Source organism: Alloacidobacterium sp. (assembly GCF_035631355.1).
GTDB lineage: Bacteria > Acidobacteriota > Terriglobia > Terriglobales > Acidobacteriaceae > Alloacidobacterium.
In genome coordinates this window covers 25,528-45,067 of the sequence record NZ_DASQIX010000004.1, presented here as the reverse complement: position 1 = coordinate 45,067, position 19,540 = coordinate 25,528, and the positions used below count along the sequence as shown (strand labels likewise).

At 55.9% G+C, this 19,540-nt stretch carries 18 protein-coding genes; 12 read left to right on the top strand and 6 right to left on the bottom strand.

The features are described 5' to 3' along the window. Nucleotides 1–71: 71 nt before the first annotated feature. The 11 genes from VEV40_RS01495 (at nt 72) to VEV40_RS01445 (ending at nt 10,285) form a co-directional block, all read left to right on the top strand. Nucleotides 72–923 carry an acetyl-CoA carboxylase carboxyltransferase subunit alpha gene (locus tag VEV40_RS01495; RefSeq protein WP_414637767.1) on the top strand — a complete coding sequence of 284 codons (852 nt, stop codon included), beginning with the start codon at nt 72–74 and terminating at the stop codon, nt 921–923. 58 nt (nt 924–981) lie between these two features. After that, on the top strand, nt 982–2,049 hold the full coding sequence (locus tag VEV40_RS01490; protein WP_324829621.1) for a type II CAAX endopeptidase family protein: 1,068 nt from the start codon (nt 982–984) through the stop codon (nt 2,047–2,049). Nucleotides 2,050–2,170: 121 nt separating this feature from the next. Continuing rightward, nucleotides 2,171–3,427 carry a hypothetical protein gene (locus VEV40_RS01485; protein WP_324829619.1) on the top strand — a complete coding sequence of 419 codons (1,257 nt, stop codon included), beginning with the start codon at nt 2,171–2,173 and terminating at the stop codon, nt 3,425–3,427. A gap of 17 nt (nt 3,428–3,444) precedes the next feature. Then, nucleotides 3,445–3,792, top strand: a complete 348-nt coding sequence (locus tag VEV40_RS01480) for a rhodanese-like domain-containing protein (protein WP_324829618.1) — start codon at nt 3,445–3,447, stop codon at nt 3,790–3,792. 9 nt (nt 3,793–3,801) lie between these two features. Further along, complete coding sequence (locus VEV40_RS01475) at nt 3,802–4,320, top strand: VanZ family protein (RefSeq protein WP_324829617.1); 519 nt, start codon at nt 3,802–3,804, stop codon at nt 4,318–4,320. Between the two features lie 62 nt (nt 4,321–4,382). Next, the gene (locus VEV40_RS01470) at nt 4,383–5,753 is read left to right on the top strand and encodes a dipeptidase (protein WP_324829615.1); all 1,371 of its coding nucleotides are present in this window, start codon (nt 4,383–4,385) and stop codon (nt 5,751–5,753) included. Next, nucleotides 5,750–6,352 (top strand): molybdenum cofactor guanylyltransferase, encoded by a 603-nt coding sequence (mobA, locus tag VEV40_RS01465; protein ID WP_324829613.1) that lies wholly within the window; start codon nt 5,750–5,752, stop codon nt 6,350–6,352. The genes VEV40_RS01470 and mobA overlap by 4 nt, the downstream gene beginning before the upstream one ends. Nucleotides 6,353–6,376: 24 nt before the next feature. After that, nucleotides 6,377–7,180 (top strand): ABC transporter ATP-binding protein, encoded by an 804-nt coding sequence (locus VEV40_RS01460; protein WP_324829611.1) that lies wholly within the window; start codon nt 6,377–6,379, stop codon nt 7,178–7,180. A gap of 2 nt (nt 7,181–7,182) precedes the next feature. Next, complete coding sequence (locus VEV40_RS01455) at nt 7,183–7,617, top strand: lipocalin-like domain-containing protein (protein WP_324829610.1); 435 nt, start codon at nt 7,183–7,185, stop codon at nt 7,615–7,617. A gap of 17 nt (nt 7,618–7,634) precedes the next feature. Next, nucleotides 7,635–9,281, top strand: a complete 1,647-nt coding sequence (locus tag VEV40_RS01450) for an NAD+ synthase (RefSeq protein ID WP_324829609.1) — start codon at nt 7,635–7,637, stop codon at nt 9,279–9,281. Between the two features lie 23 nt (nt 9,282–9,304). Continuing rightward, nucleotides 9,305–10,285: a DsbA family protein gene (locus VEV40_RS01445; RefSeq protein ID WP_324829608.1), complete on the top strand. Its 981-nt coding sequence runs from the start codon at nt 9,305–9,307 to the stop codon at nt 10,283–10,285. A 4-nt stretch (nt 10,286–10,289) separates the two neighbouring features. Here VEV40_RS01445 and VEV40_RS01440 read toward each other — a convergent pair whose 3' ends face one another. The 6 genes from VEV40_RS01440 to smc form a co-directional block, all read right to left on the bottom strand. Beyond that, nucleotides 10,290–12,164: a hypothetical protein gene (locus VEV40_RS01440; RefSeq protein ID WP_324829606.1), complete on the bottom strand. Its 1,875-nt coding sequence runs from the start codon at nt 12,162–12,164 to the stop codon at nt 10,290–10,292. Next, a complete protein-coding gene (locus VEV40_RS01435; RefSeq protein ID WP_324829604.1) occupies nt 12,161–12,919 on the bottom strand; it encodes an HAD family hydrolase in 759 nt (252 codons plus the stop codon). The genes VEV40_RS01440 and VEV40_RS01435 overlap by 4 nt, the downstream gene beginning before the upstream one ends. A gap of 43 nt (nt 12,920–12,962) precedes the next feature. Next, nucleotides 12,963–13,241 (bottom strand): helix-turn-helix domain-containing protein, encoded by a 279-nt coding sequence (locus tag VEV40_RS01430; RefSeq protein ID WP_324829602.1) that lies wholly within the window; start codon nt 13,239–13,241, stop codon nt 12,963–12,965. Nucleotides 13,242–13,258: 17 nt separating this feature from the next. Further along, nucleotides 13,259–13,849, bottom strand: coding sequence for a CvpA family protein (locus VEV40_RS01425; protein ID WP_324829600.1), 591 nt, complete (start codon nt 13,847–13,849; stop codon nt 13,259–13,261). A 24-nt stretch (nt 13,850–13,873) separates the two neighbouring features. Next, nucleotides 13,874–14,767, bottom strand: coding sequence for a phosphoribosylaminoimidazolesuccinocarboxamide synthase (locus tag VEV40_RS01420; protein WP_324829599.1), 894 nt, complete (start codon nt 14,765–14,767; stop codon nt 13,874–13,876). A 227-nt stretch (nt 14,768–14,994) separates the two neighbouring features. Beyond that, a complete protein-coding gene (smc, locus tag VEV40_RS01415) occupies nt 14,995–18,843 on the bottom strand; it encodes a chromosome segregation protein SMC (RefSeq protein ID WP_324829598.1) in 3,849 nt (1,282 codons plus the stop codon). A 336-nt stretch (nt 18,844–19,179) separates the two neighbouring features. On the opposite strand from smc, the gene VEV40_RS01410 reads away from it, so the two are divergent. After that, nucleotides 19,180–19,509 carry a PadR family transcriptional regulator gene (locus VEV40_RS01410; RefSeq protein ID WP_324829597.1) on the top strand — a complete coding sequence of 110 codons (330 nt, stop codon included), beginning with the start codon at nt 19,180–19,182 and terminating at the stop codon, nt 19,507–19,509. Nucleotides 19,510–19,540 lie beyond the last annotated feature (31 nt).

Below are 19,540 nucleotides of genomic sequence, written 5' to 3'. Positions count from 1 at the left end.
TCTTCTTTACCCTGAGCGCTGTACCCTGCCCCCTATCCCTGTACAATCGAAAAGTAAGACTTGCAGCGTCTATGACTGAGCAGGCAGGTAGTGTTGAGCAGATGCAGGCTGTGGCCGAGGCCACGCCTGCGGCGTGGGTGAAAACGGAGCTGGCACGACATCCGCAGCGGCCGTATCCGATGGACTTTATCGAAAGCATATTCACTGACTTCAGCGAGATCCACGGCGACCGCGCCTTTGGCGACGATGAGGCGATGTCGTGCGGTATGGCCCGCTTCCACGGCGAAGAGGTCATGGTGATCGGCAACCTCAAAGGACGTACGGTAAAAGAGCGCATCCAGCGCAAGTTTGGCTCGCCTGATCCCGAGGGCTATCGTAAGGCGCTGCGCGCCATGAGGATAGCCGAAAAGTGGTCGCGTCCGGTCTTCACCTTTATTGATCTTGCAGGCGCGAATCCTGGCATTGGCGCGGAAGAACGCGGGCAGGCCGAAGCGATTGCGCGCAACCTGATGGAGATGTCCCGGCTGCGCGTGCCGCTCATTGCCACAATCACAGGCGAAGGCGGCTCAGGCGGCGCGCTGGCGCTGGCTGTTGCTGACCGCGTGCTGATTCTGGAGAATGCAGTATATTCGGTAATTTCACCGGAAGGCTGCGCTTCGATCATGTGGCGCGACGCCAGCAAGCGGGCACAGGCGGCGGAGGCGCTGAAGATCACGGCGCAAGACGTGAAAGCGCTAGGTTGCGTAGACGACATTGTTCCAGAACCGGAGGGAGGAGCGCAGTCGAATGTTGAAGAAGCGTCTCGGCTGCTGGATGAAAAGCTGACCTGGCACTTCAATGAGATCAAGGCGCTGCCGCTCGAAGATATGCTATCGCGCCGTTATGAGAAGTTTCGCAACATCGCGCAGTTCTATACGACATAGACATAATGGCGTTCTTCACGGAATTGTTGTCCCTGCTGAGTATTGACGGAGTTTCCCGATGAAATCTCCCGGACGCCTCCGCGCCTTCAGCTGGTTTGCCATTGCCGCAATTTACTTCGTCTTCGCGCAGCAGATTTCTTTGCGCGCGGCGAATGGACTTAGTACAGGCGACTGGTTTCTGTTGGTGCAGAGCGCCATTCTGCTCTTTTTGCTTCTGGTCGGATACGCTGCGATGGGCTATGCGGGTCAGAGCCAGCGCGAGCCGCTGAAGACGATGGGCCTCGTGCGGCGCGAAGGCTGGAAACGCGAATTTGCAGTAGGAGCAGCATTCGGGTGGGGCGGCGTCGTGGCATGCGTGCTGCCCATCGCTCTATTTGGCAGCCTGGTGGTTCGTTTTTGGACGGACAGTCATCAATTTTTTCTTCTCTTTGTAAACCTGCTGACGTTGGCCGTTGCGGCGTTGGCTGAAGAAGTAGCATTTCGCGGGTATTCATTCCAGCGACTGATTGACGCCATCGGACCCACACTGGCTACACTCGGTATGTCCGTGCTGTTCGCTGTGATCCATCTGCTGAACACGAATGCAACCGCGGCGAGCACTCTGGTCACGATTCTTGCGGGGTGGCTCTTCTCAATTGCCTATCTGCGCACGCGGGCATTATGGCTGCCTTGGGGGCTGCACTTTGCCTGGAATGCGAGCATGGGCCTGTTATTCGGATTACCGGTGAGTGGATCGACAGTGTTCAACCCTGTAATCACGACAAATGCTGTTGGTCCACTATGGCTCACCGGCGGCGGGTATGGACCCGAGGGCAGTGCTGTTGCGGTCATCGTTCTGCCTCTGCTCTCAATTGTCTTGATAAGAGCCACCCGCGACTATGCCCATCGCTACGCTCAGCCTGTGATTGTGCCGGGTGGCATTCCAGTGGATCTGGATGCAATTGCGAGAAAGCAACATGAGGCTGCTATGGGTGCAGCAACGACATCTAATGAACCTCAATTGATACAAATATTGCCTGCGATTCCTCCTGCGAATGGCAATTCATCGCAAGCTTCAGAAACAAAAGTAGATGAACAGGTTGTCCTCGAAGCGCCTCGACAGGCTTCAGAGCCACAATCGGAATAGCTTCGCATAAATCTGTTTCACCCATTTCAAAACAATATATGCACGGTTTAGCGAGCTGAGGCTTGCAAAAGCCGCTGAATAGCGCCATGCTTATAGAGCGAAAGGTTTTGGGGGCCTCGGCATGCAGGGGTTCGCAACTCAGGGCACGTGGAATCGGCGCCTGTTGCGAGTGGCGACAGGCAGCCTGCTGCGGATCGCAGCCGGCGCGGCTGCGCTGCTGATGTTGTTTTCAGTCACCGCCAATTCTCAGGTCTTTACCGTCACCCCGGAAGGCATGGGCGGGCACTACCTCGAGTTTCACCCTACCAACGTTTCTCTCCCCACTAATCCACTGACTGAACGAGGCAAGCAGGAACTCATACGTTCTCTGACTGCCGAGCAGGGATTCGCAATGCGGCCTCTTCCGCTTGCCGGGTTGACTCTGCACGCAAACGGGGATATGCAGCCCAGCGGCACTGACTATATGAATGAGCTCAGCCAGAAGGGCACATCCGCAAAGGCGGGAGACCGTTGCGTAATCACAGACGTAAAGATCAAAGAGGGCAAAATTGTTTTGTTGCTGAATGGTGGCCCCGACCCTAAGCACAAGTGGCTGCGGCATATTTCGATCGGGACGGATCCGAACTATACAACGCCCGTTGTACAGGACAATGGACAAGAACCCGTTGGGTCGCGCATCACGCTCGTGTTTCCACACGCGGTCCCGGAAATCTCCGGCAAAACGGTTGAAGCATTGCTCGCTCCGCTGCTTGGATTCGGCGTGAAGTCGCCTGTAGTGGCCTACACCGACACTCTGCCGCCGAAGCTTAAGCAGGCCATCCTCGATCATCATGTGCTTGTGGGCATGAGCACGGATATGGTGATCTACGCAATGGGAGAACCCCAGCAGAAAATTCGCGAGCGTCAGGGGCAGATGCCATTTGAAGAATGGATATACGGCGAAGCCCCGCAGCCGGTTCAGTTCATCCGCATCAATGGCAACCGCGTCATCCGCGTGGAGATCGCCGAGGTCGGCAAGCCCCCTGTGATTCGCGCTGAAAATGAAATGGGGGATTATTGGAATAACAATCCTGCTCCGAACACGCGCGAAATAAAGATGGGTGACGAAGCTCCAGGAGATGTAGCCAAGCAGAGCGCGCCGCAGGCTCCGCCAACCTTGCGTGAGCCCGGTGAGACTTTGCCTACGGACAACGACAAGGATCATCCAACAATGGGTCCGGTTCAATTTCCGTCCGGAATGGGACAAGACTCGGGTTCCGGCTCAACCCAGACTCAACAGAAGCAGCCGCCGTCTAACCCTCCTCCTGCTTCGCAGCCGGGCGGAAGTTCTCCGCAGCAGCAGCAATATGTAGCCACGAGCGCGGCCCCGCAGCGCTGAACTCATCATTACGGAGCATGTATCCTGAATACATGCTCGACTACGAAATTACTCCCTCACAATTGGCAGCGATTCTTGCCGGCCCAGAGCGCGAGCATGTTGTCCTGCTGGACGTGCGCGAGCCTGCCGAGCATGGCGTTGCGCGCATTGAAGGCAGCATTCTGATGCCAATGGGCGACGTGCCTGGCCGCGCTAACCAGGAGCTGGACCCGGACGCGCACATCATCACCATCTGCCATCATGGGGTGCGCTCGATGAACGTGGCAGTGTGGCTTCGCAACCAGGGCTTTGAGAAAACTCAATCGCTTCGCGGTGGCATCGACGCCTGGTCGGCTCTGGTAGATCCTACAATTGCACGGTATTAAGTCTGACGAATGTCTAGAACACGACTCTATCTTTTCCTGCACTGGATTCCGGCGATGATCGGGATTGCCGTAATCCTAACCGAGTCGACCGCAATGATGGGTGCGAACAATACCAGCCGCTGGCTGTTGCCCATCTGGGTCAAGCTCTTTGGCCCGATCACGCCTGAGCACTGGGCTGTGGTCCATCACTGGATTCGCAAGACCGGGCATTTTGTTGGATACGGGTTGGTAAGTCTGAGTTTTTTCGAAGGCTGGCGCGCTACATTTTCAGAAAGAATGCAGGGCCACCGCCGAATCTTTACTGTTGTTGCACCGTTGGCGCTTATCTCAACGCTGTTGCTGGCTTCGTGGGACGAGTGGCACCAGTCGTTCTTGCCCAACCGCACCAGCAAGGTTTCTGATGTGGGCATCGATTTCTCGGGTGCACTGCTGGCGAACATCATTCTTCTGCTGGTGCTCGCACTTGTGTGGCGCAACCGCGCGAAGCGCAGACAGGAAGCGGTTCATCCGGTTTCATCCCAGACGTGATCGGTCAGAGTAAATTGTATGGCGCAGCGATACACTGGGATGTTTAAGCTTGAGGAGAAACGATGCCGACTGCTGTTGAATATGCGCGGGAACAATACCCACGCTTTCTGGATGAATTAAAGACGCTGTTGCGGATTCCGTCCGTATCCACATTGCCCGAGCACAAAAGCGATGTGCGTCGTGCAGCCGAATCCCTGGTTGCCGAACTGAAGCGCATTGGGATGGAGAATGTCCGGCTCATCGAGGGAGCGGGGCACCCGCTAGTATATACCGATTGGCTGCACGCCGCAGGCAAACCGACGTGCCTATGCTATGGACACTATGATGTGCAGCCACCCGACCCGCTGGATGAATGGCTCTCGCCGCCATTTGATCCGACAGAGCGCAATGGCAATCTCTACGCGCGCGGCGCGGTGGACGACAAAGGCCAAATGTACATGCACGTCAAGGCGCTCGAGTCGCTCTTTGCTGCGCACGGCGGCAAGCTGCCGCTGAACATCCGTGTGATTCTTGAAGGCGAGGAAGAGGTTGGCGGCGAATCAATCGCGAAATTCGTGCGCGAGCACCGGGAGCAATTGAAGGCTGATTTCGCTCTGGTGTCAGACACGGAACTATTCGCGCCTGAGTTGCCTACGTTGTGCGTGGGGTTGCGCGGCATGATCTATACCGAGATCGAAGCACGCGGCGCGAAGACCGATTTGCATTCAGGGATCTATGGCGGCGCGGCGCCGAATCCGTTTGTTGCTCTGGCGCAAATCATTGCACAACTCAAGGACAAAGACGGGCACATTCTCATCCCAGGTTTCTATGACAAGGTGCAGGCTCCGAGCAAAGATGAGCTGAAAGCGTGGAAGAGCCTGCCGTTCGACGAAGAACATTATCGCCAGACCGAGGTCGGCTCATCGCAGTTAACAGGCGAATCGGGATATTCGGTCATTGAGCGCACCTGGGCGAGGCCTACACTCGATGTTCACGGCATGCCCGGAGGCTTTACCGGAGCGGGCGCAAAAACAGTGATTCCAGCCAAAGCCGTCGCCAAAGTCTCCATGCGTCTCGTTCCGGACATGACGCCGACTGAGGCGTTTGCAAAGTACAAGAGCTACGTCGAGTCGCTGAAGCCAGCAGGCATTGAGCTTGACGTGCGGCTGATTCATTCTGGCGATGCAATTGTAATTGGCACGGACAATCCTTACATCAAGGCTGCAACAAACGCGCTGAAGCAGGTCTGGAACAAGGATACGGTCTTTATCCGCTCGGGTGGCTCGATCCCGATTGTCGGCGACTTTGAGCGGCACCTGAAAATCCCGACAGTGATGATGGGCTTCGGCCTGCCTGATGACAATCTGCACGCGCCGAACGAAAAATTTCACTTGGCGAATTTCTATCGCGGCATTGAATCCATCATCACCTTCTTTGAAGAGCTGGGGAAGTGAACGGGTACGTTCTCGCCGGCGGGCGCAGCACGCGCATGGGAACGGACAAGGCGTTGCTGCTCTATGCCGGCAAGCCGCTCATCGCTCATGCTGTCGACCTGCTGAAGTCTGCGGGCGTTGAACCGCACATTGTAGGCACTCGGTCTGATCTTGCGATGTTTGCTCCGGTGATTGCGGATCTGCACCCGGGATGCGGCCCGCTCGGCGGGATTGAAGCTGCGCTGGCGTCAAACAGCAGCGAATCGAATGTGTTTCTTCCGGTCGATTTGCCCCTGCTGCCCGTGGAGTTCGTGCAATATCTGATCGAGCGCGCCCGCATCACAGGTGCATGTGCGACCATTCCAACGCTGGCAGGAAGGCCAGAGCCTTTGTGTGCCGTGTATCGCCGCAATCTGCTGGCTGGGGTTCGAGTTGCGATTGAGTCGGGCATCTACAAGGTAATGGAGGGAATTACCGATGCCGATTTGCCATCCGAAATAGACATCTTCAGCGTGGAAGCCGTTGCCTCAACGCGCGACGACTGGCCGCACGAGCTTCCGCTGCACCGCTGGTTTCAGAACCTGAATACACCAGCGGACATAGCGCTGATAAGCTGCTGATAAGCTGATGTTTAGGAATCTGTATTGAGTACTGTTCCCATCGTCGTAGTGGAAGAGAAGCAGACGGCGTCCGCTCCGGAGCCTTACATCGCCTTCGACAAAGTCTCGAAGTCATTTGGCGATCTGGTGGTGCTCGATGACGTGAGCTTCTATGTATTACCCGGCGAAACGCTCTGTATTCTGGGGCGAAGCGGCGTTGGCAAGTCGGTTTCTCTGCAGCAGATCATGGGCTTTCTCAAGCCGGATTCAGGAGAGATTCTTGTCGCCGGAGAAAACATTTGCGGATACACCGAGGAGCAGATGCAGACCATCCGCCGCAAGGTGACGATGGTCTTTCAGAATGGTGCTCTGTTTGATTCGCTGACGGTCGGCGAGAATGTAGCGTTTCCTCTGCGTGAGCGCGGCGAGTTGATGGAAGACCAGATCCAACAGATCGTGAATGGTCTTCTGGAGATGGTAGGCGTGGCGGCCATGAAAGAACTGTTGCCGTCCGACCTTTCAACCGGCATGAAACGCAGTGTGGCCATCGCGCGGGCCCTTTCCGCACAGCCCGAGGCGATTCTTTACGACGAACCAACGACGATGGTCGATCCACTGATTGCGCGTTTGCTGGGCGACCTGATTCAAAAGCTAAAGCATCAGCTCCACCTGACCAGCATTGTTGTGACGCACGACATGCGCTTCGCCAAAAAGCTGGCTGACCGAGTACTGTTTCTGCATCAGGCTAAATCGCACTTTTTCGGAACGATGGAAGAAATGGAGCGGTCCGACGACGAGATTGTGCGCCAGTTTCTGGAACTCGATGCGCTGGTGCTACCGGAAGCATAGTTATGTCGAACACAAAAGAAGCCGGCACGCACCACACGACTGCGAGCGACTTTGTCGGGACGTGGAAGCTGGTTGACTATTCTTTTCTCCGTGAGGACGGCACGGTTGAGAAGCCGTGGGGCGACCACGTTGTGGGCTATCTTCTCTATTCTGCCGAAGGCTACATGAGCGGCAATCTCAGCCCCGCGGGCCGCAGGCACAACGTCGAGAAGGCCAGCCGCAAACGCGACTACATTGCCTATGCCGGCCCTTACACCGTTGAAGGCGATACGGTGACGCATCATGTTGAAGTGAGCCTCTTTCCCAACTGGCTGGGAACGGCGCAGTTGCGCTATCACAAGCGCGAGGGCAATCGGCTGATCCTGCGCACACCGCCTATCCCTTCAGGTGACGGCGTTGTTGCCGTCCAACTGACCTGGGAGAAGGTCGTCAGGTAGATTGCTACACTAAGAGAGTGAAGATTGCGCTCGCTCAGATCAATCCCACTATCGGTGATTTCACCGGAAATATAGAGAAGATTCTCGATTTCACGCGCAAGGCAGCCGAAGGCGGCGCTGGCCTCGTTCTTTTTCCCGAGCTTGCCGTCTGCGGCTATCCGCCGGCGGATTTTCTTGATAAACCATCGTTTGTAGCGCGATCAGAAGAGGCCATTGTAGAGATCGCACAAGCCACCGTTGAGCTGAATATCGCAAGCATCGTTGGCTACGTTACGCCTGCTCATGCCAGTACCGGAAAGCGCGTGATGAACTCGGCGGCTCTGATTCGCGAAGGAGAAGTAGCTTTTGTGCAATCAAAGATGCTGCTGCCGTTTTACGATGTCTTCGACGACCAGCGCTATTTCGCGCCTGCCGAAAAACAGCACCTCTGCCACTTTAGCGGCAAGCGCATCGCGCTCACTATCTGTGAAGACACCTGGAACGATAAGAATTTCTGGCAGAAACGGCTGCATACCGTCGACCCCGTTGAAGAGCTGATGCGCGAAGGTGGCGACATCATTCTGAACATCGCTGCATCTCCTTACTGGCGGGGAAAACGTAGGACGCGCCGCGACATGCTCGCCGCGATTGCGCGCCATCACTGCGCGCCCATAGTGATGGTGAACCAGGTTGGCGGTAATGACGGACTCATCTTTGACGGGTCGAGCTTGGTGATCGCCGCTGACGGCTCGGTGATTGCTCAGGCCAAATCGTTTGAAGAGGACCTGGTCTTTGCCGACATGAGCGCGCGCGCCGGCGATGTGCACTGGCAAACGGACAACGTGGATGAAGCGGTCTATAACGCGCTTGTTTTGGGCACCCGGGATTATGTGCAGAAGTGCGGCTTTTCTAAGATACTGATTGGCCTGAGCGGCGGCATTGATTCGGCACTGGTAGCTGCGATTGCAGTTGACGCACTAGGCAAAGAAAATGTCATGGGCATTGGCATGCCGAGCCCCTATTCGTCAGCCGGATCGGTGGAAGACGGTCGTAAGCTGGCTGAGAATCTTGGCATTGGTTTTGAACTTATTTCCATCAGCGGTTTGTTTGCAGAATACGACAAGGCGTTGTGCCCGCTGTTTACCGGCCTCAAGCCCGACATCACAGAAGAGAACATTCAATCGCGCATTCGCGGCAACCTGTTGATGGCTTTGTCGAACAAGTTCAACGCCCTGGTTCTGACGACCGGCAACAAATCTGAAATGGCGGTCGGCTACTGCACCCTATACGGCGATATGGTAGGCGCGCTGGCGGTAATTGGCGACCTGGTAAAGACGCGCGTCTACGACCTCAGCCGCTTCGCAAATCGCAATGGTGAGCGGATACCTTCAGCCACCATTAACAAGCCACCTTCAGCCGAATTACGCCCGGGACAGATGGACACGGACTCGTTGCCGCCCTATGAAGTGCTCGACCCGATAATCGAGGCTTATGTGGAGCGCTACGAAACGCCGGAAGAGATAGCGACGAAACAGCATGTCGATCTCCAACTGGTGCGCAAAGTCGTCAAACTTGTTGAGCGCAGCGAATACAAGCGCCAGCAGGCAGCGCCTGTGCTCAAAGTTACGAAGAAGGCTTTCGGGCCGGGCAGGCGCTTTCCCATCGCGGTAAAAGTTCAGGTATAGACTCAGGATTAGAAAGGAATTCGATGCAACTTTTTGCTTCTCTTCGCAATACTCTTTTTGCGATTGTTTTCATCGGCATAACCTCACCCCTGCTTCACGCGCAATCAACCACGGAAGAAGTGCCCGCGGCGCCCAGCGCCCCCGCCGCTGCTCCTCGGCCAACAGGGCCGCCGCAGTTTCCGCCGGTAGATCCTGCTAATTTCACGGTGGACACTCCGAGCAAGGACACGGTGAATGCCTTCCTACATGAATTTTGGGGCTACGACCCTGACCGTGTGTGGCAGATCCAGGCCATCCAGAAAACGGCTGCTCCCGGCATAAGCAAGGTGACGGTGCTGGCGGCGCAGAAGACCAGCCCGCAAATCGGGACATTGCAATTCTTCACCACTCCCGATGGCCAGCACTTGATTTCGAGCGAGGTGATGCCATTCGGTGCGCGCCCATTCGACGCAGCTCATAAACTCCTGCTGGCCGAGGCCAACGGGCCTTCGCGCGGCGCTGCATCCAAAAACCTGCTTTTAGTCGAGTTTGCCGATTTCCAGTGCCCGCATTGCAAAGCCGCGCAGCCTACGGTGCAACGGCTGTTACAGGATTTTCCCAATGCGCACTACGTTTTCGAAAACCTTCCCCTCACATCAATACACACTGAGGCAATGAAAGCCGCGCTCTACAGCACGTGCGTGGCAAAACTATACGGCAACGATGCCTTCTTCAAATTTGCCGACCTGGTATTTCAAAACCAGGAAGGTTTGACGCCGCAGACCTCTGATACCACGCTCAATGAGGCCGCCACCAAGGCAGGCGCGGATGGCGCTAAAGTCGGCTCCTGCACGCTGACCCCCGAGGCGAAGGCCAGCGTCGAAGCTTCTATAAAGCTGGCGCAATCACTCAACGTGAATGAGACCCCGACGCTCTTCATTAACGGTCGCGGCGTCCCCATGGGCGGAGCGCCTTATGAGACATTGCAGAAGATTGTCGCCTTTCAGGAAAAGGAAGACAAATAGCAGATTACGGATGCACAGGCAGCATCACAAGCTGGCTTGCGGGCTTGGTGTGACTCAGGCGGACAATCTCGGGTGTAATGAGAATGACTAGCTTTGACACGTCCAGATTGCTTTCCTTGTTCGTCGTAGATTGGAAGCCCGGCAATTCGCTCAAACCTGGGATGCCGCTGACGGCAGCGCTCTGCTGTCGAGTGAGATCACTGATCATCAGCGCGCTCTCGCCCTGCGGTAGTGTCACTGAGCCGGTGAACTGCTGGCTATTGAGAATAGGATTGTCGTTGAGGGTTTGGCCAGTCAGCGATTCAATCTTTAGGTCGAGCTTCAGGGCGACGTCTTTATTCTGCTGGACGTGAGGCGTTGCCTTCAGAGTCAGCCCGAGATCCTCGTATTGCACCTGCGGAATAGTCTGATTAACCGTGCTTTGCAGTGCCGCCGAATTGATGCCTAGGTTCTGCAGCGCGCTTGAAATTCCTGCCTGCGAAATGCCGGGGATGCCGAGAGAATTCCCCGTCAATCCTGAATAAGTAGACGTGATGATGGGGTAGCGTGTCCCGCTACGGATGGTGGCGTCTTCCTGATCCTGTACGCGCAACTGCACCTGATCGAGCATTCGTGTGTCCGACGAGTTGAGGGCCAGATTCACCGTTGCCCCCTGATTTAGGGTCAGACCGCTTTGGGTAATTCCGCCGCCAAACAAAGCAAACGGTTGATTGAAGACTGTACCTGAAACGACGCCGGTAGCGATAAGAATGGCCACAATAGCCAGGTTATCGCCCGCAGGCGCCAGGCCCGCTGCAATAATCTGCTGGACGGCGCTCTGATTGGCCTGGATGATCTGATTGACCTCTGTGGGAACATTGAAGATTGTTGTCGTTTGCGGAAGTTCCACGCCGATGTTCGTCATCCGCATTCGCGCCACTTCATAAAGACGCAGATGCAACAGCACTTGGCTCCGGCCATCAAGCAGGTCGACGAGCATCTTATTTAGTGCATTGATGCGGTCCTGCGGCGCCCGGATTGTAAGCGTATGCGCAGAGGCCTGAATGGTAGCCTGCTGCGCTTCAAACACATTGCGCGCTATGTTGCCCATATCGCTCATTTCGGTCGCAGTCAGACCGGGGAGATAGACGGTCTCCATTACTTCGCGCTGAAACTTAGCACGGTTTTCTTTGTCGTCTAGCGCGACAAGCACGCGTTTTTCATCGAGTGGAACGAAAAACGTGTTAGTAATCAGCTTGAGCATCGTTGCCGCCTGCGCAAAATCCACGTCATCAGCGTCGAAGCGGACAATGCGGTTCCTGATGGAAGAATCCAGCGTTGGTGATATGCCGAAAGCCGTCAAAACCTGACGCAGTACCTCGTTGGCAGCGCTGCGAATATGAAAGCTCTGCCTTCCGCCCTTCGGCTTAAGTTCCGCTGGTTCGCCAGCTTCTTCGGCAGAAGGCATAAGGACAGCCTCTTTCGGCTCAACATCGCGCGCCATATCAACAATGTGCTGCTGCACAATTGGGTTCTTCGGATCGATGAGATAGGCTTCGGCAAGCAGTGAGCGCGCTGTATCTTCATGTCCCATCAGACGCGCTTTCCCCGCGTCCTGTACCAGTTGCGTCAGCAGATGCTCTTTGGCAATGCTCAACGCCGCGCGGTAGTCGGTATTGCCTGGATCCATCTGCGTTGCGCGCTCGAATTGCTTTTCCGCTTCGCGCAGATCGTCTTTCTTTAGCGCCTTGGCTCCATCCAGAAATGCCTTCGACGCTTCGTTCCTTTCGTGTTCTGAGGGTGGTTTTTGGACGGGTTGGGGCGATTGCGCGCATACGTGCAAGGCTGATCCCACGATCACGCCGCACAAGAGTAAGACCATGCTGTTGCGAAAGGTCATACGTTCATCAAAGCCGCCAGCGTGCTGGCGCAAACTTCAGGCTGGTCCTGCATAAGATCATTAAACGAATAGCGGCCTGTAGCGACCGCAATGGTGGGCAGGCCATTGGCCCTCGCGGCACGTATATCGAAAGGCGTATCGCCAACTACGCAGACAGAAGCATCCGCTCCCTTGATGCTGCGCGCCTGTCTGGCTGCGTCGGCAATCATGTCTGCCCGGGCAGGGAAGTTGTCTGCGAATCCGCCAAACGTAAACCAGCGACGCACGCCGAGCACTTCCAGCTTGAGCCAGCCAATTGATTCAAGATTTCCCGTGCCTATACCAAGCGCCGCGCTCTTGCCATACAGATACGCGAGGATTTCATCAACACCGGGCATCTTTACCAGGTCCATCTGGTCGCGCTGTGCGGCTACGGTAGCACGCATGTGCGCGAGCACGTCCGCGAGCATTGGCTGCCAATGCTCGTCATCAAGTTCGGCAAGACGAAAAGCATCATACAAAATGCCCGGATCGGTGTTGCCGCTTAACGTTACACCGTCGAGCACAAGCTCGCGCCCCATCACACTGCGCACGCTCTCAAAAAATGACTCGTAGTGAATGCGGTCGCGGCTGCGCAGCAGTGTGCCATCTATGTCAAAGAGATAAGCGTCCTGCCGGTCCCAGAGAAAACCTCCCTGAACATGAATGCGCGGACTGCCCTCATCTGGCTGCGTAAATACTGGATCAATTGTGGTGGAACTCGACTTGTTCGCCATGTCTCTCAATAGAGTAAAGCAGAGACCACGGCCACCGGAAAGATCAACGCGCGGTCTGCTTCATCTCAAGTACAGGACGCTCGCTGTGCGGCGGGCGCTTGAGCCCATTGCGGACCTGCGCCGGGTCGATGTTCAGCTCGGCAATAATGCGGCTGAGGGTGTTGCGGTGAACGCCCAGCTCCTTTGCGGCCTTGCATTGGTTCCCCCTGTTATGCGCAAGAACAGTGAGCAGATAATGGCGCTTGAATTCGCGCACAGCTTCAGCATACTTTATGCCGCCTGCATGCATTGCTGTCACAAGGAGTTCCAGGTCGCGTTTCACAGATTCCTCTCTCTCTCTTATGCCGGATATGTTTCCGGCTTATTCTGGTTTTGCAATGGCCCCGGAACCACAGACGCGTCTGGCTTCAGCCAGTCCGGTTGCGCATCGCGAATCGCTTTTACCCCCTCCCGTATACGTTCGCCGAGCTCAACGGGAGTCATCACAGAAGCTCCATGCGCCGCCGACAAAAAATAAGGCGCCAGCCTCGACTTTTCCATCCATGTGGCGCGAGGAAGAAAGGCGGCAATCGCCATAATTCCCAACGTCACTAGCACGCAGCCCTTCAGCAGGCCAAAAACAGCGCCGACAAAACGGTCAGCCCATCCCAGGCCAATCGACCGCACCGACCATCGAATAAGCCTGCCGGCCAACCCGGCAATCACCATCACCGCAATCGCAATAGCCACAAATGCGATGACTTCAGCCACTCCCGGAGAATGCACCCAACGGTCCAATAGCGGGAGCAGTTTCTGATAATTCCAACTGGCCAGAAGCAATCCAAGCACCACGCCTGCCAGCGAGAACGCTTCCACAAAAAATCCATGTTTTGCCGCGCTCAACACAGAAACGATCAGGATAATAACGATCGCCCAATCTATCAGTGCCATACCCGGTCGTATACCTCGTACTTCTTACAGCGACAGCGATTTTCCAGTCAGCAACTCGTATGCCTGGAAATATTTTTCCTGCGTCTTTTTCACAACTTCGTCAGGCAGGCCGGGCGCAGGCGCCTGCTTGTTCCAATGAATACTCTCTAGGTAATCACGCACAAACTGCTTATCGAATGAAGGCTGCGCGCCGCCGGGCGCATATTTATCACGCGGCCAGAAGCGCGATGAGTCCGGCGTCAAAACTTCGTCAGCAAGTATGATGCCTTCCGCTGTCGTCCCAAATTCAAACTTGGTGTCGGCAAGAATCAGCCCGCGACTCTCCGCATGGTTCGATGCTTTCTGATAAATTGCGAGGCTCAGACCGCGCAAGGCTGTTGCTGATTTTGTACCGATGAGCGAGACCATCTGGTCGAAGGAAATATTTTCATCGTGCTTGCCGTGCAGGCTCTTCGTCGCCGGAGTAAAAATTGGCTCCGGCAACTTGTCCGATTCCCGCAGGCTTTGCGGGAGGGGTATGCCGCAGACGGCGCCAGTTGCTTGGTAGTCCTTCCATCCCGAGCCTGAAAGATAGCCGCGCACCACGCACTCAACGGGAAACATCTGCGCGCGCTTGACCAGCATCGAGCGACCGCGCAGCTCGTCGTCATAGTCGTGCAGTTCTTCAGGATACTGATTCAAGTCAGCAGTAATGAGATGGTTCGGAACAATATCTTTTAAAAAATTGAACCAGAAGAGAGAAATCTGCGTGAGGACTGTGCCCTTGCCCGGAATTCCAGTCGCCAGCACATGGTCGAATGCGGAGATGCGGTCTGTCGCCACCAGCAGCAGAAACTCGCCTACTTCATACAAATCGCGCACCTTGCCGCGCGCATGCAAGACAAGATCGCCGATTTCGGTTTCGAGGAGGGCTGGCAAGGAAGTGGAACCTTTCGTCGAGAGGCTGAAAGTTGATTCTGCTTCTGCCGGAAAAGTTTGTCAACGCATCGCAACGGTGCAAAAAATGTAACGATGTAACGTCCTGTCACGAAGAATGGACGATGTCAATAGATAAGAATGAAACAAGCCGAAAACAGACAACAAATAGTTATTTAGAGTTGTCATCCTGACCCTAAGTGGAACAAAGGGGAAGGATCTGTTTTTACTCACGCGGTTGCGCGACGCAGCTCTCGCGCCTGTTCCTGCCCGCCCATGCGCACGCTTACAATTTTCGACACTCCCGGCTCCTGCATGGTTACGCCGTAGATCAAATCGGCGGCGGTCATCATGCGCTTGGAGTGCGTGACCATTACGAACTGTGTATCGTCAGCCATGCTGCGCAACATTTCCGCGAGCCGTCCTACGTTCGTCTCGTCAAGCGGAGCGTCCACTTCGTCGAGCACGCAGAAGGGGCTGGGCTGATACTGGAAGATTCCCATCAGCAGTGATAGCGCAGTGAGCGCCTTTTCGCCGCCCGAGAGCAGAAAGACGTTCTGCAGCTTCTTGCCCGGTGGCTGAGCGACGATGTCTACACCGCTGTCGGCTGCGTTTTCCTCGTCAGTGAGGCGCATGAAGGCCTGGCCGCCGCCGAAAAGTTTCGCGAAGGTCAGGCTGAAGTTTTCATTGATGCGAACAAAAGCCTCGTCGAACTTGGTGCACGAAATTTCGTCGATCTCCTTGATCGTGGCCTGGGTATTTTCGATGGAGTCGAGCAGGTCCTTGCGCTGCGTTTCCAGGAACTGGTGGCGCTGCTCCGTTTCCTTGTATTCTTCGAGCGCCATCATGTTGACCGGTCCCATAGACTCAAGTTTCTGCTTGAATCCGCGGCACGTCTCGTCTTCGGCAGTAAGTGCTTCGCCTTCAATGCGCGCGATTTCAGCGTCCTGGCGGAGCGCAACTGCCTCAATACCAAGATCATTCAGGCTCGTTTCCTCCAGGTGCTTGAGATCTGCGGTAAGAGTGGCGTCATTTGTTGCATGTTGGCTACGAGCTTCGCGCAGAGCGTCGGTTTCCCCGCGCAGCATCTTCAATCTCTGCTCCGTCTCCGCCAGACCAGCGCGCAATGTCTTTGCTTCTTCACCCAGACGGGCCACTTCCTGCTGTGCTTGCTCGCGAACCTGCGACAAATCCTCACGCTGCACGGCTAGTTGCTCATTTTCCTGCACGCGCTGCTGTTGTTCTGTGCCGGCGGCGGTCAGTTGCTGTTCAATCTGAGAAACACGCTGCGCTAAATCACCATACATGCGGTCAATACGGGCAAAGGCGGCCTCAGCACCCTTTCGGCGCTCTTCGAGACCCGCCAGTTCCGCCGACATCTGCGCCGCTTCCTGCTGCGCAGCTTCACGAGCAGTTCGTAGCTCTTCAACCTGTTGCTGAATTTCTTCAGCCGATTTTTCCGCAGCCGCATGAGCAGCTTCGTGGCGGGTAATCTCTTCACTCCGCTGTTCGATGAAGCTCTGCTTGGCGTTGCGCGCATCCTTGTTGCGCTCATTCTGCAGATTCCACTCTTGAAGCCGGCGTTCGAGGCGCTGCACTTCTGAATCCATTTGCCGCAGGGCGGCGCTCTGGTTCGCGCTCTCACGCTCAGCGCTGCGACGCTCTTCTGTTTGCGCATCGAGCTGATTCGTCAGTTCGGCAAGGTCACGCGCAAGAGAAGCCGCTGCAATGTCCGCCTGACCCAGCTCTTTTTCTACGATTTCCAGCTTTTGCTGCGTCTCGCGCAGTTCGCGCTTCAGCGCCAGCGGGCCAGCCGCGCTAGGCTTGCCTCCGGTCACAGTCACATTGTGGAAGCATTCTCCTGATGGAGCGAGGAAGAAAGCATTCGGGTTTTCGAGCGCAAGGCCGCGAGCAGTCTCGCCGTCCGGAGTCACATAGCCATCGCGCAGTTTGGGCAGAATCACTTCGAGGGACCTGCCGAAACCGTCCAGCACCCGAATGCAATTCTTCAACGGCACTACGCCACTCTGCTGCTCGTAGTGGTTGCCATTCGCTTCGCCTGCGAAGGAAAATTTCGCCTGCGCATCTTCAGGATGGACAAGGAACGTCGCCCGTCCATTTACGTCTGTCTTGAGTAGGCGCATGCCTTCGTGGGCTGCGTCCCAACTCTTGACCACGATGTAGTTCAACTCATCGCGAAGGAATTCGTCGACTACATTTTCGTGCTGGCCGGTGACTTCAAGAAAATCAGCCAATGTTCCAACCGGAGCGAGTCCGCCACCAAGAGAATTCGACTGGAAAAGCTTGCGCACAGTGTCCGTCGAATAGCTATGTTCGCGAATAAGCGCGTCAAGCGAATTGCGCTGGCCAGTAAGCGTTGCAACCTCAGCCCGAAGCTGATCGCCGTGCTTTTTGGCTTCAACTTCGGCTGTTCGTTTCGCTGCTATCTCATTGCGAAGGGCAGCGATTTCGGATTCGAGACGATTGAGGGTCTCAGTGACTGATTCAAACTTGATTGAGACCTGTCCGCGCTCCGCGCCCAGTGATTCCAGATCGCGCTTGACCGACTCCATCTCTGACCCGAGGCGCTGCGCATCACGGTCCAGTGCGGCCAGCGACTCTTCAGCCTGCGTCATCTGGTTGCGCGACTGGCCTACCTGTTGTAGCAGTTGCATGGCTTGGCGTCTTGCCGCTTCCATCCGTTGCTCGGCGGTCGCAACAGCCTGCACCGCATCACGCGCCTGCTGGTGCTTTGCCTGGGCCTGCTCGTGGAAAGTCAGCGCTTCGCTTGCGGCGCTTTCGAGGAAAGCGCGATTCGACTCGCGCTCGTTCTTCATTCCCTCGAATTGTTGCTTCGCCTGTTCGAGTTCTGCCGTAGAAGAAGCTGCTCGCGTCTGTAACTCTGCGATGCGTTCCTGGTTTGCGTTCTGACGCGAAGTGGCCCGCTCCAGCTCGACTGCGCTCTGGCTGGCTCGAGTCGACGATTCCTTTGCGGCAGCATCAAGCTCATATCCACGCTGCATTCCTGCCGCGTGTTCGGCGTCAAGAGTCTGTATCTGCGCACTGTGCTCATCAATCTGCCGGGTGAGGGAAGCGATCTCTTCCTCAAACCTGACATGTTCTGCATCCATCTGTGCGATCTTGCTGGCCAGGACAATCCGTAGACGGGCGCGCATCTCATCGCGCAATGCTGCATAGCGCTCGGCCTTTGCCGCCTGCCGCTTCAGCGATCCCATCTGGCGCGTGACTTCCTCAAAAATGTCGTTCACGCGTGCGAGATTCTGCTTGGCCTGTTCGAGGCGCAGTTCTGCAAGACGCTTCCTGGTCTTGAAGCGCGTGATGCCTGCGGCTTCTTCGATAATGGCGCGGCGGTCGTGCGGCTTTGAGCTGAGAAGCTGCCCAATGCGCTCCTGCCCGATGATGGCGTAGGACTCCGGTCCAAGGCCGGTGCCCATGAAGATGTCCTGAATGTCGCGCAGGCGGCACAATTTGCCGTTGAGCAGGTATTCGCTGTCGCCGGTGCGGAAGAGCCTGCGGGTCACTATGATCTCGCCCTGCTGCGGCGTCTTGCGGAACTTGCGGCGTCGAATTTTCAGAACGACATTGTTGCCGGGCTCGCCTTCTCCCGGCTGCGCTTCAGCTGCCGCAGGAGCTTCGCCTTCGATCACCTGGCCGGGCTGCGATTCGGCAATAATCTCTTCCACTTCAGCCGCACTCTGTTCCCGCAGCTTTTCTTCATCCCAATCCGTGTCCAGTTCGGTCTCGACGACAACTTCGGGCTCATCCAGTAATGGCCCACCGGCATAAGCATCCGGATCGATGAGCGTGATGGAAACTTCAGCCATGCCCAATGGCTTGCGGTCGCGGGTACCGGCAAAGATGACGTCTTCCATCTTGCCGCCGCGCAGACTTTTGGCGCTCTGTTCGCCCAATACCCAGGTAACTCCATCCAGAATGTTGGACTTACCGCATCCATTAGGGCCGACGACGACAGCGATGCCCTCGCCGGGCAAGGCCACTTCCGTGCGGTCGCAAAAGGACTTAAAGCCCAGAATCTGGATTTTTTTCAGCTTCAGCATGGCGAATTACTCCTCTGCGCGGACAAGGCTGTATCCACTTGAAACTCTAGACTTGAGAGAAGGTGGAATCAACAGTCGCACCCCAACATCTTGTGGATAAGCCGTCCCAAATCCTACGAATAGGACTGTAATGACAGATATTGTCTCAAATCGAGACTGAACCTGTCTTTTCGGGGATGTGGGGAAAATCGCGGAGTGCTGCCAGATGCTTCAAAATTAGACCGCAATAGGGATAAAAAACAAGGCAAAATCGAGCGATTTAGTGCATATTTTGGTGCATCCGGGGGTCTTTAACAGCCATTGACTTTCTATCCATAGACAATCTATATATAACCCATGGCAAAAAAATCCGAACTGCTTCCTGGAACGCTGGACATGCTAATCCTGAAAACGCTGACGCGCGCACCGCTGCACGGCTACGGCATCGCCCAGTCCATTAAACGTCTTTCCGATGACGTGCTGACAGTTGAAGAAGGCTCCTTGTATCCCGCACTGCAGCGGCTGCTGCTGCAGGGATGGGTGAAGGCGGAATGGAAAAAGACGGAGACCAATCGCCGCGCGCGTTATTACACGCTGACTCCGGATGGCCGCAAGCAGTTGGGCGAGGAGCTTTCCTCTTTCGAGCAGGTGATTGCCGCTATCGGGCGGGTGCTGCAGGACGCATAACAGGGCACAGCGCTCAGGGTGTAGGGCAGAG

Excerpts from the sequence above, each read along its gene's own strand:
- VEV40_RS01495 (WP_414637767.1), top strand. The coding sequence starts at position 72 with ATGACTGAGCAGGCAGGTAGTGTTGAGCAGATGCAGGCTGTGGCCGAG.
- VEV40_RS01490 (WP_324829621.1), top strand. The coding sequence starts at position 982 with ATGAAATCTCCCGGACGCCTCCGCGCCTTCAGCTGGTTTGCCATTGCC.
- VEV40_RS01485 (WP_324829619.1), top strand. The coding sequence starts at position 2,171 with ATGCAGGGGTTCGCAACTCAGGGCACGTGGAATCGGCGCCTGTTGCGA.
- VEV40_RS01480 (WP_324829618.1), top strand. The coding sequence starts at position 3,445 with ATGTATCCTGAATACATGCTCGACTACGAAATTACTCCCTCACAATTG.
- VEV40_RS01475 (WP_324829617.1), top strand. The coding sequence starts at position 3,802 with ATGTCTAGAACACGACTCTATCTTTTCCTGCACTGGATTCCGGCGATG.
- VEV40_RS01470 (WP_324829615.1), top strand. The coding sequence starts at position 4,383 with ATGCCGACTGCTGTTGAATATGCGCGGGAACAATACCCACGCTTTCTG.
- VEV40_RS01455 (WP_324829610.1), top strand. The coding sequence starts at position 7,183 with ATGTCGAACACAAAAGAAGCCGGCACGCACCACACGACTGCGAGCGAC.
- VEV40_RS01445 (WP_324829608.1), top strand. The coding sequence starts at position 9,305 with ATGCAACTTTTTGCTTCTCTTCGCAATACTCTTTTTGCGATTGTTTTC.
- VEV40_RS01440 (WP_324829606.1), bottom strand. The coding sequence starts at position 12,164 with ATGACCTTTCGCAACAGCATGGTCTTACTCTTGTGCGGCGTGATCGTG.
- VEV40_RS01435 (WP_324829604.1), bottom strand. The coding sequence starts at position 12,919 with ATGGCGAACAAGTCGAGTTCCACCACAATTGATCCAGTATTTACGCAG.
- VEV40_RS01425 (WP_324829600.1), bottom strand. The coding sequence starts at position 13,849 with ATGGCACTGATAGATTGGGCGATCGTTATTATCCTGATCGTTTCTGTG.
- smc (WP_324829598.1), bottom strand. The coding sequence starts at position 18,843 with ATGCTGAAGCTGAAAAAAATCCAGATTCTGGGCTTTAAGTCCTTTTGC.
- VEV40_RS01410 (WP_324829597.1), top strand. The coding sequence starts at position 19,180 with ATGGCAAAAAAATCCGAACTGCTTCCTGGAACGCTGGACATGCTAATC.